This window comes from Sunxiuqinia sp., from assembly GCF_055140945.1.
On the sequence record NZ_JBSQYS010000031.1, the window covers coordinates 24,041 to 41,960 of the forward strand.

General features: G+C 39.8%; 16 protein-coding genes. 6 read left to right on the forward strand and 10 right to left on the reverse strand.

What is annotated here, in order from left to right; genetic code table 11:
* Positions 1-206: 206 nt before the first annotated feature.
* The 6 genes from ACTB00_RS14140 to ACTB00_RS14165 all read left to right on the forward strand — a co-directional run bounded on the left by ACTB00_RS14140 (position 207) and on the right by ACTB00_RS14165 (position 7,160).
* The gene (locus tag ACTB00_RS14140; RefSeq protein WP_463300568.1) at positions 207-584 is read left to right on the forward strand and encodes a hypothetical protein; all 378 of its coding nucleotides are present in this window, start codon (positions 207-209) and stop codon (positions 582-584) included.
* A gap of 68 nt (positions 585-652) precedes the next feature.
* Complete coding sequence (locus tag ACTB00_RS14145; RefSeq protein WP_463300569.1) at positions 653-1,717, forward strand: beta galactosidase jelly roll domain-containing protein; 1,065 nt, start codon at positions 653-655, stop codon at positions 1,715-1,717.
* 2 nt (positions 1,718-1,719) lie between these two features.
* The gene (locus tag ACTB00_RS14150) at positions 1,720-2,709 is read left to right on the forward strand and encodes a beta galactosidase jelly roll domain-containing protein (protein WP_463300570.1); all 990 of its coding nucleotides are present in this window, start codon (positions 1,720-1,722) and stop codon (positions 2,707-2,709) included.
* Positions 2,710-3,025: 316 nt separating this feature from the next.
* Positions 3,026-4,312, forward strand: a complete 1,287-nt coding sequence (locus ACTB00_RS14155; protein ID WP_463300571.1) for a cytochrome b N-terminal domain-containing protein — start codon at positions 3,026-3,028, stop codon at positions 4,310-4,312.
* A 9-nt stretch (positions 4,313-4,321) separates the two neighbouring features.
* Positions 4,322-4,783, forward strand: a complete 462-nt coding sequence (locus ACTB00_RS14160) for a QcrA and Rieske domain-containing protein (RefSeq protein ID WP_463300572.1) — start codon at positions 4,322-4,324, stop codon at positions 4,781-4,783.
* 79 nt (positions 4,784-4,862) lie between these two features.
* Positions 4,863-7,160 carry a multiheme c-type cytochrome gene (locus ACTB00_RS14165; protein ID WP_463300573.1) on the forward strand — a complete coding sequence of 766 codons (2,298 nt, stop codon included), beginning with the start codon at positions 4,863-4,865 and terminating at the stop codon, positions 7,158-7,160.
* Between the two features lie 109 nt (positions 7,161-7,269).
* Here ACTB00_RS14165 and ACTB00_RS14170 read toward each other — a convergent pair whose 3' ends face one another.
* The 10 genes from ACTB00_RS14170 to ACTB00_RS14215 all read right to left on the reverse strand — a co-directional run bounded on the left by ACTB00_RS14170 (position 7,270) and on the right by ACTB00_RS14215 (position 17,914).
* Positions 7,270-7,725, reverse strand: coding sequence for an acyl-CoA thioesterase (locus ACTB00_RS14170; protein ID WP_463300574.1), 456 nt, complete (start codon positions 7,723-7,725; stop codon positions 7,270-7,272).
* A 160-nt stretch (positions 7,726-7,885) separates the two neighbouring features.
* Positions 7,886-8,380, reverse strand: a complete 495-nt coding sequence (locus ACTB00_RS14175; RefSeq protein ID WP_463300576.1) for a DUF4625 domain-containing protein — start codon at positions 8,378-8,380, stop codon at positions 7,886-7,888.
* A 369-nt stretch (positions 8,381-8,749) separates the two neighbouring features.
* Positions 8,750-11,134: a TonB-dependent receptor gene (locus ACTB00_RS14180; protein WP_463300577.1), complete on the reverse strand. Its 2,385-nt coding sequence runs from the start codon at positions 11,132-11,134 to the stop codon at positions 8,750-8,752.
* A gap of 117 nt (positions 11,135-11,251) precedes the next feature.
* The gene (locus ACTB00_RS14185; RefSeq protein ID WP_463300578.1) at positions 11,252-11,545 is read right to left on the reverse strand and encodes a hypothetical protein; all 294 of its coding nucleotides are present in this window, start codon (positions 11,543-11,545) and stop codon (positions 11,252-11,254) included.
* A 169-nt stretch (positions 11,546-11,714) separates the two neighbouring features.
* Positions 11,715-12,407, reverse strand: coding sequence for a Crp/Fnr family transcriptional regulator (locus tag ACTB00_RS14190; protein ID WP_463300579.1), 693 nt, complete (start codon positions 12,405-12,407; stop codon positions 11,715-11,717).
* A 570-nt stretch (positions 12,408-12,977) separates the two neighbouring features.
* Entirely contained in the window at positions 12,978-13,640 is a 663-nt protein-coding gene (gene upp, locus ACTB00_RS14195; RefSeq protein WP_463300580.1) for a uracil phosphoribosyltransferase, read from the reverse strand.
* A gap of 47 nt (positions 13,641-13,687) precedes the next feature.
* Positions 13,688-14,755: a GNAT family N-acetyltransferase gene (locus ACTB00_RS14200; RefSeq protein WP_463300581.1), complete on the reverse strand. Its 1,068-nt coding sequence runs from the start codon at positions 14,753-14,755 to the stop codon at positions 13,688-13,690.
* A 3-nt stretch (positions 14,756-14,758) separates the two neighbouring features.
* Positions 14,759-15,697: a polysaccharide deacetylase family protein gene (locus ACTB00_RS14205; protein ID WP_463300582.1), complete on the reverse strand. Its 939-nt coding sequence runs from the start codon at positions 15,695-15,697 to the stop codon at positions 14,759-14,761.
* Entirely contained in the window at positions 15,694-16,605 is a 912-nt protein-coding gene (locus ACTB00_RS14210) for a hypothetical protein (protein WP_463300583.1), read from the reverse strand. The genes ACTB00_RS14205 and ACTB00_RS14210 overlap by 4 nt, the downstream gene beginning before the upstream one ends.
* Positions 16,586-17,914, reverse strand: a complete 1,329-nt coding sequence (locus ACTB00_RS14215; protein WP_463300584.1) for a polysaccharide deacetylase family protein — start codon at positions 17,912-17,914, stop codon at positions 16,586-16,588. Before ACTB00_RS14215 ends, ACTB00_RS14210 begins: the two co-directional genes overlap by 20 nt.
* Positions 17,915-17,920 lie beyond the last annotated feature (6 nt).

The following is a 17,920-nucleotide window of genomic DNA, read 5'->3' on the forward strand; positions in this document are numbered from 1 at the left end:
GATATTGAATGGCTGTTTAAAGTTCTCTTGATGAGAATGTTGGTCTGTTTGATCCTGTTTCTTCCCTCTTGCAATTTCTAGCTCGATGACAATTCTGTGACATCTTGTGGCAACATATGATATTGGTCTGACATCGGGGTTACATCTCTGCTTTTACTTTGTATCTGAAAACAATAGAAAACAGAAACATTTAAAAGCTCAAAACAATGAAAACAAGAAAAACAACATTCACATTGATTATTGCATTTGTAATGATGACCGGCCTGGCATTTGCAGGGGAGACTACAACAAGCATGGCAAAAAAAGAACTACTTCATGAAATCACCAGTAGCTTGAATGATGGAATTAAAGATTGGAACAATTATTTCTATCAAAACGACATTAATAAGGTCGATGAAAAAGTTAGAGTGTATATCGTCGTTAACAAGGATCAATCGTTGAAATTGATTCGTGTTGTATGCGAAAATCCTGATGCTACCGGATATGTGAAGCATATTTTCGGGAGTGAAAAGATGAAAGCTGATAAAGCTCTTGTGGGGACGGCTTATCGCTTTAATTTAAGCTTGCGATATATTGCTCAGTAATTTGAAAGCAGCGTTTTCGGATTGATTTTGTTTATTAACTTTAAAGTACTAAAAAAGCTCACTCGATCATGCCCAGTAAGGTAATAATAGCAAGTATATTTTTTCTGACATTCATTCATTCTATCGAACTAAAAGCTTCAGATTGGGAATCGTTGGTTGGTTTGAGGGGACGTTGGTCTTTTACCGTGGGTGATGATCCTGAATGGGCTAAGCCCGGAGCCGACGTTAGTGATTGGGATGCCATTGATGCTCCTCGCGAATGGGAGCACTATTATGAAGGCTACAATGGATATGCCTGGTACCGTAAAAACTTCAGCATATCCAACTTGCCCGAAACTGAATTCATCGATCTGTTCCTGGGGTTTATCGATGATGTGGATGAAGTCTTTGTCAATGGTCATAAAGTAGGACAAAGCGGAGATTTTCCTCCGAACTACAAAACTGCTTATGACCAGGAACGTCACTATCTGGTTCCAACAAAAATATTGAATAATAGTAAGAATTTGATTGCAGTTCGGGTGTACGATGAAGGACTTGAGGGAGGCCTGGTAAGAGCCGATAAATTTGGCTTTTACGATGATCGTGATCAGGCTCGAATGGCCATTAATTTGAGAGGTACATGGAAGTTTACGACTGAGGACTTTGGAGATATGCACAATCCACGAAGTCGAGAGGAGCGTTGGCATGATATATACGTGCCCATGACCTGGGAGAGCCAGGGGTATGAGGGGTACGACGGACGGGCTTGGTATCGAAAACGTTTCTCAATGCCCGAAAGCCTGAAAGGACAAGATCTCTATTTAGTGCTTGGGAAGATTGACGATTTTGATGAAGTATATTTCAATGGTGAACTAATTGGCGAAGTTCATGATTTAGATAATTATTCCCGATTTCAACGTGACCAGGCTTGGCAGCTCTATCGGATTTATAAAATACCATCTCATTTACTGAGAAGTAAAAATATGATTTCAGTAGAAGTGCTGGATAGTCACGGAGAGGGTGGCATCTATGAGGGTCCCATCGGAATTATGAAAGAGAAAGATGTCCAGCCTTTTCGAGAAAAAATAAGATGGCAGAATCAGGATAGTGGGTGGAATTCATTTTTTAAGGAGTTGATCCGTTTATTAGATTAATTATGAGGAGTTATGATGCCATAAAGGGAGTCGGAAGCATCTTGGTGCTATTAATAGCAACGGCAAGTTTTGCTTTTAACGCGGACGAAAAGGACTTGAGCGGTCAGTGGAAGTTCCGGATTGGAGACCGCTACGAATGGGCGACTACCGGATATGATGATTCGGATTGGGATGACATTCGGGTGCCTGCACGATGGGAAGATGAAGGTTTTCGTGGCTATGATGGTTATGCGTGGTATCGAACCAACGTGAGGATCGGCGATGAACTGAAAGATAAAGTGGTGGTGCTTGAACTTGGCTATATCGATGATGTCGATGAAGTGTTTGTCAATGGAGTGAAAGTTGGACAAACAGGATCATTTCCTCCTAATTTCTCAACAGCCTACAATGCCTTGAGAAAGTACCAAATACCTTCAGATATGCTTCATTTTGGAGAAGAAAACCTCATTGCTGTGCGAGTTTACGATAGTCATTTGGAAGGTGGCATTGTTTCAGGGAATGTTCGTCTTTTCTCAGCAGGAGTGGTACCTCCTTTTCAAATAAATATGACCGGTTCGTGGTTGTTCAACAAAGGGAAGAAATTCGATCCGGCTGATCATAGGAAAATTCAAGTTCCGGGGATCTGGGAAAACCAAGGATACAAGAATTTAGATGGTCATGCTGTTTACACAAAAAAAATAAAGGTTGCCGGCGATCTGGCATCGCAACGATTGGTTTTATTAGCTGGTAAAATTGACGATGCTGATATGTTGTTTATAAATGGCGAGTTAATAGCCAAAACGGGCGATTTTTCCGGTTGGCGTAGTAGTGAATTTTATAATGAATTTAGAAATTACTTTATTGCCCCTGAAACCTTCAAAGCAGGGATAGAAAATCTCATTGAAGTCAGGGTTTTTGATAGCGGAAACGATGGTGGAATTTATGAAGGTCCAATAGGAATTATGACACAGGATGATTTCAGAAAGTACTGGAAATCAAAACGACAAAATTAGTTTTTTGCGAATAGTTTTTTTTTAAGATTAGATTTAATGTTTACTCTGAATAGCAGGCTGAGATCAGTCTGCTATTTTTTTGTGCTTGGTGCTATTGGTTTTTTTCCCAGCTCAGCATTTTAATACATGCGATTTAATTCAAGCAACAGATTATCTTTTCTTTGCGAGAGGAATAATTCTTTAAAATCCTTTTCTTTGTATGATTTGGTTTGACACTTAGACAAAATTATTCGTTTGATGGAATAAAACACTCCTCAGTAATATTTAAAATCTCAAGTTGTTTTGGTACCTGTCATTTTTTCTTGAACAGTTTATAATGAACACAAAGCACCCAACTAAACGAAACTATTCTTCCCTGGAGAAATTTGCGCTGCATTTACATCCAAAAATGATCGATGAACGTGCGGTTGCCTTTAATCGAACTTTTGGCTTAGGCGGTATTTGCGCACTTTTGTTTGTTATTTTGGCCCTAACCGGGATTATCCTGCGTTTTTCATACATACCAACGGTTGAGCAAGCCTACGATTCGATCGTGAATTTAAACAGCCACACGATCTTTGGTGGTTTTATACGCAATCTGCATCATTTGTCAGCAAATTTTTTGGTGATCGTATCGTTTCTGCATTTGTTGCGGGTGTATTATTCTCAGGCGATATTCAAGGAAAGAGCCGAAAACTGGATTTACGGGCTTGTGATGATGTTTTTGGTTTTGGCGTCAAGTTTTACCGGCTATTTATTACCCTGGGACCAACTTGCTTACTGGGCAATAACTATTTTCACTCAGATTTTCGAATACATCCCACTTTTTGGGCATTCTTTGGCGAACTTCATTCGTAGTGGTGAAACCCTGAATTCGAATACCTTGCTGAACTTCTATAATTTACACACCGGAGTTCTGCCTCTTTTGTTCGTGTTTTTTGTAAGTCTTCACTTTTGGTTGGTCCGTAAAGCAGGAGGGGTGGCCCTGCCAGAGCAGAAAGAAACACAAAAAGTCCCGGTGATCCCGAATCTGGTGGTTAAAGAGATTATGGTCGCTTTGCTGCTTATTGCTGCCTTGTTTTTCGCTTCCGCTTTTTATTCCGCGCCACTTTTAGAGCAGGCCAATCCAAATCTGAGTCCAAATCCGAGTAAAGCACCCTGGTATTTTTTAGGAGCGCAGGAACTTTTATTACATGTGCATCCGGCTTTTAGTGCGGTCATTCTACCTGTTTATCTGCTTTTATTTTTTATCGCGGTTCCTTATTTGAACTACAAGAACTTAAACATCGGAGTTTGGTTCAATTCGCCGGAAGGGAAAAAACTCGTGATCCATTCAGCCATATTTTCGTTTTTATTCACCTTTGGATTAATCTATCTGCTGGATCATTTTTTGCATTTTGATGTGTGGTTAAGCAGTTCTCCTTCATGGATCAGTATTGGTGTCATTCCTTTCCTATTGTATACAATTCCTGTTGGATCATTTCTTTTCTACGGATTTGAACGATACAGAGTGCGCAATACAGAAGTGATCATGGCCACGATAACGGTAATCATCGTATCGTACCTGACCATGCTGTTGATATCGCTTTTACTGCGAGGCGAAGGGATGTTGTTACTTTTTTAACGTAGCGCTATGAAATTTGACAGAAGAAGGTTTATTAATCGATTGATTGTGGGGATTGCTGCGATTGAAGCAATCGTTTTAATAAAAGGGGGCATTACCAATAAAGCCAAATTATCCGAAGATAAAAAGCTGATACCTGTGGGGAAATCCGATTCGTATGAAAAGAATCATGTATACCCTTTTTTGAATCATCATTTTTATTTAAAGCGATTTGAGGATGGTGGATTTTTAGCTTTATCCATCAAATGCACGCATTTGGGATGTGTAATCAATTATAACAATACAACCGGGGGCTTTAATTGTCCTTGCCATGCATCACAATTTAGTCCTAATGGTGAAGTTGTTGCTTCACCGGCATCACGTCCGCTGGATTACTATCCGATTACCGTCAAAAACGGTGAGCTGTATGTTGATACCAGTGTTGTTAAAAGGCGAAAATCATTTCTGAAATCGCAGTTAACCTACGTTTGATGAATGACGACAGGCAAAGGAATAGGATGAAGTATAATTTAGGGCCTTAATGCGTGGATTCAAATACAAGTTAGCTGACATGAAGAATCGACAGATATTTGAAAGAATCAGTTTCACAGCCATTATTGTTTTGTTGGCTTCGATGCCATTGTACGTGTTTGTGAATGTATTTTTTAGAGCTGATCAAAAGTCGCCTGGAGGACCACAATTTGTTGGGCGCGAAACCTGTATTGAATGTCACCTGAACGAGCACAACGATTGGGTGGGTTCGGATCATGACCGGGCCATGGACCATGCCAATGACTCGACGGTTTTGGGTGATTTCAACAACCAAAGCATCGACTACAATGGCATGACGCATAAAATGTATAAACGGGATGGGCGGTTTTATGTGTTAACTGATGGCGAGCATGGCAGCTTAGAGGAGTTTGAAGTTAAATATGTATTCGGTTACGATCCGCTGCAACAATACATGGTTGAGTTTGACCGAGGCCGGCTGCAAGTCCTGCCAATTACATGGGATACTCAAAATAGCAAATGGTACCACATGGCCGGGGCGATATATCGTGATGAGGTAATCGACCACGGGAATTGGCTTCATTGGACAAATCAGGCTCAAAACTGGAACTCCATGTGTGCAGATTGCCATTCGACCAACCTTGAAAAGGGTTATGATGTCGAAAGTGACAGCTATCAGACCACCTGGAGCGAAATTGATGTGAGTTGTGAAGCTTGTCATGGGCCGGCCTCGGAGCATTTGAGCTGGGCGGCGAAGACAGAATATGCCAGGGATACAGATAGCAACTACGGCCTGGTGGTCCAAACCAGTAATATTGATAACAAGGCCTATGTCGACTTATGTGTCCGGTGTCATTCCCGCAGATCAACGCTGGAAGATTTTAACCACAGCGAGGACATCTACAATCACAGTATTCCGGTTTTACCTACCGGCGAACCTTATCATATTGATGGTCAAATACTGGACGAGGACTACGTTTATGGATCATTCACTCAAAGCAAGATGTACATGCGCGATGTCAGCTGCAACGATTGTCATAATGTGCACAGTACCAAACTTCTGTTTGAGGATAACAGACTGTGTACGCAATGTCATCGTGCTGACGACTATGACACGTACAGCCATCATTTTCATAAGTATCAGGGAGAACAAGGGGAGGCCGTTGTTGCAGACGATGGTGTAAAGTTTGAAGTCGGAGAAGGTACCCGCTGTGTGAACTGTCACATGCCGGCTCAATTCTATATGAGTGTTGATTATCGCAGCGACCACAGTATTCGCATCCCACGTCCGGACTTGACCAAAGAATTGGGGACCCCAAATGCATGCAACCAGTGCCATGATGAAAAGTCGGTTGATTGGGCCATTGAATATGTAAACGAATGGCACGGCATTGGTCGCCCATACCAATATGGAATTGCCTTCCAGGAAGCACTAACGGGAAGTGATAAGGGATATGAAGCTTTGGTGAATATCTACAGGGACAACGTATATCCTGAAATAGTCCGGGCAACTGCCTTACAGCTTTTGGGCTTATATTATCCTGCCCGGGGGAAAGAGCTATTAATTGAAGCCTTAGGCAATGCCAATAACCATATCAGATATCAGGCGTTGCATAATTTATCCATTACCGATGAGAAAACGTTGGGTGTGGTTTTAAATCTATTAAATGACCAGACAAAAGCGATTCGCATTGAAAGTGTAATATTGCTTGGCACCCTTGACCAGGGACAAATTTCGGCAAAATACAAGGCAGCCTATAAAAAGGCCAAAGCGGAGCACTTGTCCTATTTAGAGTATAATTCTGACTTCCCGACAGGCAAATTTAACCTGGCGAACTTCTACTATAACAATAACGAGATCAACAAAGCTGAAGAATTCTTTACAAGAGCTTTAGAGCAAGACAGTTTGCTTCATCCGGTCAAAGTGAACCTGGCACTTTTGTATCACAATAAAAAGGAGTATGACAAGGCGGAACGATTATTCAAAAACTACCTGGGCTACAACCCGGAAGATGGAAATACCTTATTCACGTATGCCTTATTTCTGTCGGAACAACAGCGATATGATGAGTCGTTGGACTATCTGGTGAGAGCAACTAAATATTCTCCAAATAATGCCAGGGTCATTTATAATACCGCGATGATGTTTGATTTTAAAGAAGACTATTCCCGTGCTGAAAACTACTTAAATAGAGCAATTGATATTAGTCCGAAGGATTCAAATTACTACATGGCGCTGCTTAATCTGCACGTCAAGTATCAGCAGAACAAAAAAGCGAAGGACGTTGCCGGAACGATATTGGATCAATTCCCCGATATTCAGAACAAAGAGCAAATCGAAGCGATCATTCAAAGGTAGATAACGGAAATTCAGACGATAAGCATTTTTGCTGGCTTAGTTTCCCTTTCCAATAAGTTGCCGGCTGTTACCCCTCTCGGATTGCCCGACAAAAATACCGGTTGAAGCTTCAGCTCTGTGTTTGCCCGTGGAAATCCGATGCGGTTTTTTTTGCGATAGCATTAATAACAATTGCCGGAGCTCTCATTGGCTTTCGGCTCATGCTGTTTACAAATGCTGTTTCGGAAGTTGCGGTGCAAACCAATTCGTTCTTTTCGTTTATAATTTCAAATCGAAAGGAAAAGCGAGTGCAAGGTTCTTCTTCGATGTATGTTTTTACCATGATTAGCTCATCGTACCGAACTGGCTTTAAGTAACGAAGATTCATGCTGATGACCGGGAGCATGATGTTTTGTTCTTCAAGAACCTTGTCATTAATACCTATTTCCCGAAGTAACTCAGTTCGGGCTTGATGACAATAGCTCACATAGTTGGCATGATAAACATAGCCCATCTGGTCAACCTCACCATAACGCGGACGCAGCTTTATGGAAGCCGATATTTTACTTTTCTCTAAGTTCATCATGATTCAAAATTTTTGCAAATATATAAAACATATGTTCTTTAATTGTTCGAGGTTTTCCTTAATGTTGACTGATTGGAGTGAAAAAAGCTGTGACTGGCAATAGTCACAGCTTTCACGGGTTTAATGTGAATAAGATTGAGGTGAGTAATTCAACTCATTTCTAATCTTCTTCGTGTGGGTTTTCACCATTCACTAGAATAACATCGATAAACTGATGCGATTCGTTTCCAGCAATATCGGTACAATAGACGCCGAAATGATAATTTCCCTGAGCAGTTCGAACGCCACCAATTGTTTCAGGAATCACAATTTCATGATGATGGATATGAGTATTCTTCAATCCCTCGTCAAACGACCACGAATTTTGATAACTGAAGGCAACGGAGTCTTCTTCAATACTGGTTGACTTGACGTGAGAATGCCCATCAAAATCATTGTGTATTTCAATTTTATAGGAAGACAATTCAGTATCATCAGAGAAATTGCACTCAAAATGAGCATCACTGCCAATATAAAGTGTATCGTTTCCCATGGGTTCATCAATGGTAATTATTGGCTGGGTATTGTCAACCTCATCTTTGTTGCATGACGATAAAGTGGCAATAGTAAATGCGCTGATGATTAGGATTGTATGTATGTTGTAATATGTTTTCATGTTGTATTGTTTTTACAAGTTATTATATGGATTTCTATTTGCTATTATAGCGTATAAACAGAGGTGGACCACGTTGGGTATAGCCAAGTTTAAGTTCCGCTTCCGGATCTTTTCTTTCTTTTAAAAGGTATAAAAAGCCAATAAAGGCGATAAGTAATTTTAAGTGTTTGACCTCAAATGGGCTGAGATTGATTATTGGAGAATGGCGATATGGACAGTTAATGTTTGAAGTTCCGGTCTTTAAAAATGGCGTGTTTGATGATTCTTCTGTTTTATGTTGGTGAAAAAACAGAAAGTGAAGATTTCGCGAAATTCCATTGAATAAGAAAACTAAGCAAATAAACAGGGCGATATGTTGAGTTAACTTTCTCAGAACGTTAGAGGGATTTTAATTAAAAGTTGAATGTTTCGACCCGGCTCGGGAATCTCCAGTTTGCGGTAAAAACTAAGGTGGTTAAAATACTTTGCATTGAAAATATTGTTGGATTGAAGAACCAGTTCAATTGGCATTTCATCCCATTTTATTATTGTGTTTAGTCCTATTCCAACGATCTGATAAGCTGACGTACTTAGTTCGTTTTGAGCAATTCGATTTTGGTTGAGAGCTGATTTATGGTTGATAAAAACGCTGGTGTTCTGAAATCTTTTGCTTCTTGATTTAACTTGGTATTGAAGTTCGATAAAAACATTTGCCGGAGGCGTGAATGGTAAAGGATAACGCTGTTTGGTATTTTCCGACAGTTGTTCGTTTCTGATGTATTCACCATTGAACTGAATGTTCCATCGCTGCCAAAAGCTTTTCATAAATCGAATCTCAATCCCAGATAAAACTGCCTTTGTTTGGGAGTAACGGTAGATTTGTCCGGCATGTGGAAGCTTTGACCATTCTCCCGTCGGATTTAAGTATAGGTAGTTAGAAAAGTAGTAAATATATGGATTAACTTCCAGCTGAAAATTCTCGGTTTTCAACTCTATGCCAGCGTCGGCATAATACCCTTTTTCTGCTGATAGTTGATTGTTGCCTTGCTCATGTCTGAACGATCCATGATGGATTCCGTTGGCCGATAGTTCAATAGGGGATGGGGTTCGAAATGCTTTCCCCAGGTTCAGTCTTGTCGAAATCATTTTGGAAGGTTTCAACACAATGCCAAAGAGCCAACTGAAGTTCTGAAATTGTTTGCTTATTTTAGTGCTTCTTGTTGCATATTGGCGTGCCTCTTTTTCTTCGGAACCTGAACTGATGAGGTAATCTTCCAGAAACCGATCATAGAATTCTTCAGTTCTAACATGACTCAAATCATAACGTAAACCTAAATGAATGTTCAGTTTCGGATTTACCTGATATTCATCCTTTATGAAAAGACCGGATGAGTGGCTCTTGTATTCAGGTAAGAAAAAGTTATAACCATCAATGGTATTTAATTTCCACTGATTTTGTATTCCTGCCGAGAGAGAATTTCCATTTAAATTGTAAATGTTCATTTTAAAGTTTGCCTGATAGGTTTTAAGTCTGAAATTTAGTTCCAGATCCGGATTCACGGTTGGAGCAGTTTGTCCGGAATAATGAGTGTGGAACTGACTCCATTCAGTCCGCTTGTTATCCTGAAAGGCCAAGTCAGCTTGAAGTGAAAAATGAATGAAGTGAAGATTGGTATTGCTAATCACTTTGTAATGGGTTGTTTCCTGAAACGGGAAGCCGATGTTTCTCTTGTCATGGTCGTCTTGTACTCTCGCTAAATTGGGGATTCCATGCGAACCGGGGAAAAATCCGGTTTTCTGGGAAACCCGGCTAAATGCGATTGAGCTTTTAACTTGGTTTGAGATGAACCCCAGCTGTCCTGAAACGTCATATTCTTTACCAGCCGTATTTTTCAGGTATTGATTGAAAATGGGAATTTTCCGCGATAAATAGATAATTGTATCTGTTGGTACGTGATAGTCGGAAAAATCTAAAACAGTACCTCGTGCTTTGAGGTAAATATGGTTGCTTCGAGTCTCAATATTGGCGGATATGCCTACGAGGTTATTTACTGATTTCCCCAGTAAATTAATTTCTCCTGATGTTTGATCAGGAGCAGGAGTGAGGTTGTTATTGATATTGATATAACCACCAATGGCATCGCTACCATATTCAATGGCTGACGGACCTTTTACAACTTCGGCAGTCTCAACGGCAAATGGATCAATCTCAAGACCATGATCAGCTCCCCATTGTTGTCCTTCTTGTTTGATGCCATTTTCACTTACCACCACTCGGTTTAAGCTCAATCCACGAATGACAGGTTTCGAAATATTGGAGCCGATATCCATTGAGTTAACCCCCGGTAGCTGATTTAACGACCGAATGAAAGTGCCTGATTGAGTTTTGGTCAGGAATTGCTTACTTAAAGTTTCTTGTTTTAAAGCTCCGGCCTTTGTTACTCCTTTCCCCTGTATTAAAATTTGCTGAATAAGCTTATTCTCGGGTTTCAGCTGAATAACAATACTAGTGGGCGACGGAAGCTTAATAATTGTATCAAGCTGATTATAGCCGATAAACGAAACCTGTAGTTTGGCCTCTTTTTCTATAATATGTTTCAACGAGAAACTACCATGATTGTCGGTGGTTGTAAAATGATTTTTATAATGGATATGACATCCTGGTAAGGCCAGTTGATTTTCATCAATCACCCGGCCCTTTAGGTTGTATTCTTGCGAAAACACAAGAACAGGCATGCTTAAAGTAAGCATAGCCATCGCAATAGATTTTTTCATGCAATGAAAAAAAGTTGAATTAAGGATAGCAAAATAAGGTGTGCCTATGATTGTCACACCTCCACTAACCAAAATTTAATGAGTTGTATAATTATTGATAAAAAGAGTCTGGCTATTTTAGGAAATAGCCGGAGGTGCCCGAAGAGTGACTCCCTTGGATATGGCAATCTCGGGTTGGAGAATAGCTGGTGTATTGATTAGTCCAAAATGGAGTGGTCGGGCAAAATTGAAGTGATATATTTTAGCTGGGCTGAAGGTTGTGAACACATAGTCGCAGATTATACACTTCTCTGCCGACGAATCGTAAGTTGCATGATCATTTTCGTCGTGGAATCCTTCAGAATGCAGGCAGACATGATCTTCTTCTTTTTCTTCTAGCGCATGATGAAGCACGATATGAACTGATTGCATTAAAACTGGGAATGCAAAAACCAGGGCAAGTACACCCGCAATATGTTTACGCAAAAAGATCATTGCTGCAAAGCTATCAGATAAAATAGGAATTTAACCGGTTTACTTTATTGGTGATAAATATAAACATCGTTTTAAAAAAGATGTTTATACAATTTGGGTATTTTTTTTATCCTTTTCTTTTGATTTCCTCCAACTTGGTTGCGTCAATAATTTGGATGCTATTTTTACCGGTTTTTATTATTCCACTATCCTGAAATTCTTTTATGGCTCGAGTTGCACTCTCACGGGTTGTTCCAATCAATGAAGCGAACTCTGACATGGTTAGGTTTAATGAAAATGGATTTTGGTTGTACACCTTCTGCCTAAAATACAATAACGCATTGGCCAGTCTTCCGGGTAGTTGCTGCTGAACATTGTGGATTAGCCGTTCAAAGTAATTCATTTCATCATCGAAAATATAGGAGATTATCTCAGTAGCAAACATCCCATTATTCTCGAGTAATTTTTTAAACGGCTTGATTTCAATAAAGCAGACCTCGGATTGAGTTATGGCATAGGCTGAAAAATAATTTGAGTTATATGAAAGATTAAGATTGTGTAAACCGATATAGGCTCCTTGTTTGTAGACTCCTAAAATGTATTCTTTGTTCCCCGCTCCCTTTTTACTCAGTTTTACAAATCCATCTCTAATGTAGGTGATGTACTTGGCAGGGCCATTTTCCTTAAATAGAAGTTCCCCCTTCGAAAAGCTAACTTGCAAGCATCCTTTTTCCAGTAAGTCTAGTTCATGCGGATCAAGCAATGAGACTGAGGTTGATTTTATTCGGCAATTCCGGCACTTTATATTTGATGATTTCATTTTCTGATTGTTGGCTATAGGCACAAAGATATCACAACTGAATGAGATTTATATCACACTTAAAAAGAACAAAAGTTTAAATTAAGATTTTATTTTTGAGAAAAAAAGGTTATGATTAAAAAAGCTGCGGTCTTAAGTTGTTTTTATTTGGGGATTTGGGGTTTTATCGGTTTTATCATCACCCTATTATTGGGTTTTTTCTCTTGCTGCTTAGATTTGGCTCCCATTGTTTTTTATGGAGCATTAATTCTATACGCTATAGGTGCAATTGCATTCACGCTGTATCTGGTATGGTCTACAAAGAACCGACTCTTTGATTGTTAGGAGATATGACTGCAAATTGCAATCCGTTAAGTGCTAAAATATGTCTTGAGTGGTTTTGCGTGAAGCTTTTATCGAAGACTAAATAGTTTAGCTATCGCTCCACAAGATTTAAAATTTGTTGCTGAATAAGCACAGGACATTTAGGGGTGGAGCAGTCGTTTAAATCTATCGGGAAAACAACGTTTTGCAATACCGTGGTGATATTGTTTCCTGGTGTGTAGCCTATGCAACCTAAAAGGGCTTGTTTTAGTGCGAATCTACCTTGGGACCAAACGCCAGATCTCCAGCATCACCTAATCCCGGAACGATGTATGATTTTACGGTCATCTCATCATCAATGGCTCCCACCCAAAGTGTAACATTATCAGCCTGTATATTTTCCTGAACGTATTCAACCCCTTTTTTACTGGCAATAATTGCTACCAAATGCACGTGACTTGGTTCTCCTTTTTGAAGCAAAGCTTTGTACCCAATTTCCATGGAAGAGCCGGAAGCCAGCATAGGATCAGATAAAATGGCAACTTTTTCATTCAGGTCAGGAGAGGCCAAATATTCAAATTCGATGTGAAACTCGCCTTTGTCGTCGTATTTTCGGTAGGCAGAAATAAAGGCATTCTCGGCTCTGTCAAAAATTTCAAGTAAACCCTGTTGTAAAGGCAATCCGGCACGAAGAATAGTTGCCAATACCGGCTGTTGTTCTAGTTTTGGAACCTTAGCAACGCCTAGAGGAGTTTTCACCTCACACACTTTGAAATCCAATGTCTTGCTTATTTCGTAAGCAAATAGTTCTCCAAAACGCTGTAGGTTTTTCCTAAATCGAAGTGGATCTTTTTGGATTTCGTGATCACGAATTTCTGCGAGATATTGATTAAAGATAGAATTAGACTCGCTAAGGTTGATAACTTCCATGGTGCATATTTTTGCCGAAAATAGTGAATTTATTCTTTTGCATGAAGCTAAGTAAAGATAAAATCACCGTCGCCATCCTGAATTCGCTTTCCATTAACAGAAACTGGAAACGAAGCATAAATTCCGTGGTCAATCTTTTTGGAATAGATGAACGGATTAGCTGCTCCTGCAATTAGCTCTGCCAAATCTGGATTTAATATGGTTAGTGTTTTTATTTTGTACTGTATCGACAAGTCAATCAGGTGTTTTGTGGCATATTGGGTTAGTTCTTTTGGAAGTTTTAAATACACCAATTTCATATTGCCATTTGTAATCAAGACAATCATAAAACCACTGAGTTTATCTTCACAGATGAACTTGATTGTTTTATACTCAAATTGTTTGGAGTAAGATGAAAAGGAATAATTCTTCAGAAAACTGTCATCGGTAGTTGAAATCCAGGGATACTGAAAGATCCATTTCAATTCCAATTGTCCACGTTCAAACAAATAATCCTCTTTGCTTGCTTCGGCCATAGCGAGACAATCGGCGTCGGGGCTGTTTAATTCAACTATTTTTACTGCACTGGTCGCTTTTGAATGGTGGCATCTACTTTTTATTTGTGAAGCGAGCTTAATCGTGAAATCAAGCGCCGGAGAAAAATAGCCTATTGCTTTAATCCGGTGTCCCAAAAGCTGCTTTGTTTTTACGTATAAATAAAACCGACGCCCCTGCTCTAAATAAATGGGATTAAACTTATTCGATTTCAGGTATAATTGTAATGAGGCGGGAGCATAGTTTGTAAACATCAAGCGGTGCTTCCAGTCGTTTAGAATTTCACCTAGAAGCTGCTCCGAAAATCCTTGTCTGCGATAGTTCGGATTTACCCAGTTTCCACTGAGCCAGGCGAATCGATCGGGAGAAGTTGTCAGTTTCGCCGGCAAAATAGTTCGATAGGCAATCAAGATGTCATCGTCGTACAGAAAATAGAGAACAGTATCATTCGTTTTTGCATGTGGGTTTTGTTGATAAGAAATCGCTCTAAATGAACTGATTGGTTTGTCTTTCAGTTGCTGAAAAAGCTCACTGCTCAGTAAGTCATCCAATTCAGATATGCTGATTTTTTTAAGTTGCATGTGCTAATCTCTTTTAGCAACGTGTTGATCCAGTAACCGCTTAATCTGAAAAGACAAATATTCGGTTTTCAGCAATTGACCGGCATTTTTTGACCCGACTTGCTCCATTTGTAATCGTTGGAAGTGGGTTGGTAGTTTTTCAGTTTTTATTCCCGCTGTGCCGAATGTGATATCACATAATCGTTTTCGATGGATGGCATCGAAGACTGAATCAGAGACTCCAAAGTCGGTAAATGGAAAGGCAAATGCTTTTATTTTCGGATTGAAATTAGCAACTAGCCACTCCATACTCTCCTTCACTTCTTCAAGCTGACGTTCTTCATCCAGCAACCAGAACTCGGGATGATCCCAACTGTGAGCTCCAATTGTAAAGCCATCTTCATCCATTTGTTTTAGTTGCTCCATGCTCATATAAGGCTTCTCTTCATCTAAATATTCTTCCCATTTAAGCCCGATATCTTCAGCAATTTGATCTAGCGAAAGCAAGTCAGCATAGGTTTTCTTAAGCTCAGTTTTGACACCTTTCTTTGCAAAAAAGCGATTCAAAACAGCCGCTTTGTAGCGATGAAAAAGGTCGTGGTTGTCGACAAAAGCCGGATTGATAAAAAAAGTGGCCGATACTCCCTTTTCTTTTAAAATTGGAGCCACAATTTCGTAGCACTCGCGCAAACCATCATCAAAAGTCAAGTGAAAAGTATTTCGAAGATTCATCCCCGAGTGCAATTCTTCCAACGAAATGGGGTCAAAATGATCCAGCAAATAATCCAAATCTTTCCGGAATCGTTTTGTCGACGGAAAATTGTAGTTGTAATGAAATGGATGCTCCTTATCACTCACCAAATGGTAATAGGGTAATAAAACCGGAACTTCATGACCTTTACTTAGCTGATGAATAGAAAAGTTCGGCGCTATTTTTTTTATTAGTTCTGATAAAATTTTCATTTTTTCAACCATTTAATCCACCAGGGTAAACTATTAAACCGGTATTGGTAGTATTTTTCCGGTGTTGCTCCAAAGCCTTCATATAGTCGTGCTACTCCCGGAACCATTGAACCTTCAAAATCGAGCAAATAGTCTTTCCCTGCATTTTCCTTTATGAATTGGTCAATTAGAAAATACATGGCCTGATACTTTTTCCCCTCCGAACTGTTGGCTGCATTTAAATATGTGACCCGGTGCTTGCTGCGAATAAAAAATGCTGCAGCGCAGAGTTGGTTTTGAGCAGAGTAAACACCATAGATTTGCCCTAAACTTCGGGTTAATGAAAAAGCCATTACATTGCGCAACTTCCTTATGTCTTTTTTATGCAAACGTACTTTTAAGTTTTCTTGTTTAAATTGAATGAATTCCTCTGCGGAAATACTTCGAGCCAAGCTCAGTTTATTCTTCCCGGCTTTTTTTAATTTTCGAAGTGTATGTTTCGAATAGTTTCCGGCGATTGCTTCATAACTGTCAGCTATTGATAGCAGCAGGTTGGTTCGTTCCGAATACCTGCCAATTTCACCTACCGGCAATTGCATGGCATTAAAGTTAATTTCAGCAAATTGAAACCGACTGGTAACTTCAGAAAGGAAAAGCTGGATGATTTCCTTGGTTGGGGTTGGGAAAATACCAAGCTGTTGGCAAAAAAGCGGTTGGTAAAGGTATGCTACGCCAAACTTCTTACGATAAGTTAGAGGCATAACGTATTGATAATTACCTAGGACCAACGCATCCCACCGATCACAGATTTTGTCGAGATACCACGACTGGGCATAAATTAGGGAGTTGGGTGAATTTTCGATACACCGATCCCATTGATCCGTATCGACCTCCTCATATTTTAAGTACTTAATTTTTTGGTGATTCATCCTTGTATTTAAATGCCTGTTCGGTCATCCTTTCGAATACGGTGCGCCAGCCCGCCCATTCTCCTTGATCACTGAGGCTTTCATTATGCCATAAACTTATAAAAGTTCCACCATAATTTCGAATTTCGTCCATTAATTTCTCAATTATCGTTGAGGCCTCATCCGGATTAAGTTTCAGATAGTCTTTTAAAGTAACATCCATCATCTGGAACGGATGAATTCGCAACTGAGTCGGCACATCTTTTTTTAAGTCGTAAAACCAAAACGAGTTTGAGGTTCCCGCCCGGAAACCCACTTGGTCGGCGTATCCCATGGTGTAGTCGTTGGTTATTCCGGCATTGATTAAACGGCGGTATGTTTTAGGGAGTTCGAGTCGAAGAAAATGTTGGCGTGATGATTTGACATCGTTGTGGGTGATTTGCTCCAGAGTTTGAATTTCTTTGGTGAGTTCTCTTCGGTTTCCGGTTGAGCGGTAGGAGGGGTGAATGGATACCTTGCAGAATGAATTTAAATCGCGCACCAACTGTTTTAATTGTTCATTGTTGGGAGATATGTTTCGGTCGTATTTACTAGGCTTGCCAAGTAAAACAAAAAAATGCAACAGGTCTTTATGCTCTTTGTATCGATTGCAAACATAGTTGTAGGTGTCGTACGGATCTTCTTTTTCGCCCTGGATAACTTTTAGCCGTTCCTGGATTTGCTGCCGATCGCCTTTTATAACTCCCTTGGCAAGTGCTCCAAGTGTGCGCCTCCAGCTTTTGTTTTTATATGCCCATGCATTGTCAATATCAATAGTCGAAAGAAAATCAAATCGGGGAGGATGGTAGTCAAATTTGGGATAGCGCGCCTTAATTTTTTGTGCGATTAGCTGTGCCCATTGATTAACAATTGGTTTATCTAGCAGATGATTGCGATATAAGATGCTGTGATGAGACGGATATCGGCGATGTTTATCGAGTTGGCGCATCAGGTATTCCTCGTATCTGCTGATGATGAAAAAGCTGGCTGCGAAAGGATCGAAAGGTAAAAATGAACTGGCTGATGATTCAAAGAAATACACTTCATTGTTAAACGAAATGGGGGCAAGGGTTTGATAGCATATTTTACGTTGAAATAAGATCGGGTGAGGATTGATTTTTAGTGGGCAGTCCAGTTTGAGACCGGAGTAGTTTAGCTTGGGCTGATCACTCTCATCAAATTTCTGCAAATCAGTTGTTAATTTCAATTCAATGTCCAGAATTTCTTCGAAAATAAATTCGAAAGCATATTCTAGCCGATTGGTTATTTCCTGAGTATAAACTAAAAGCATCGTTTT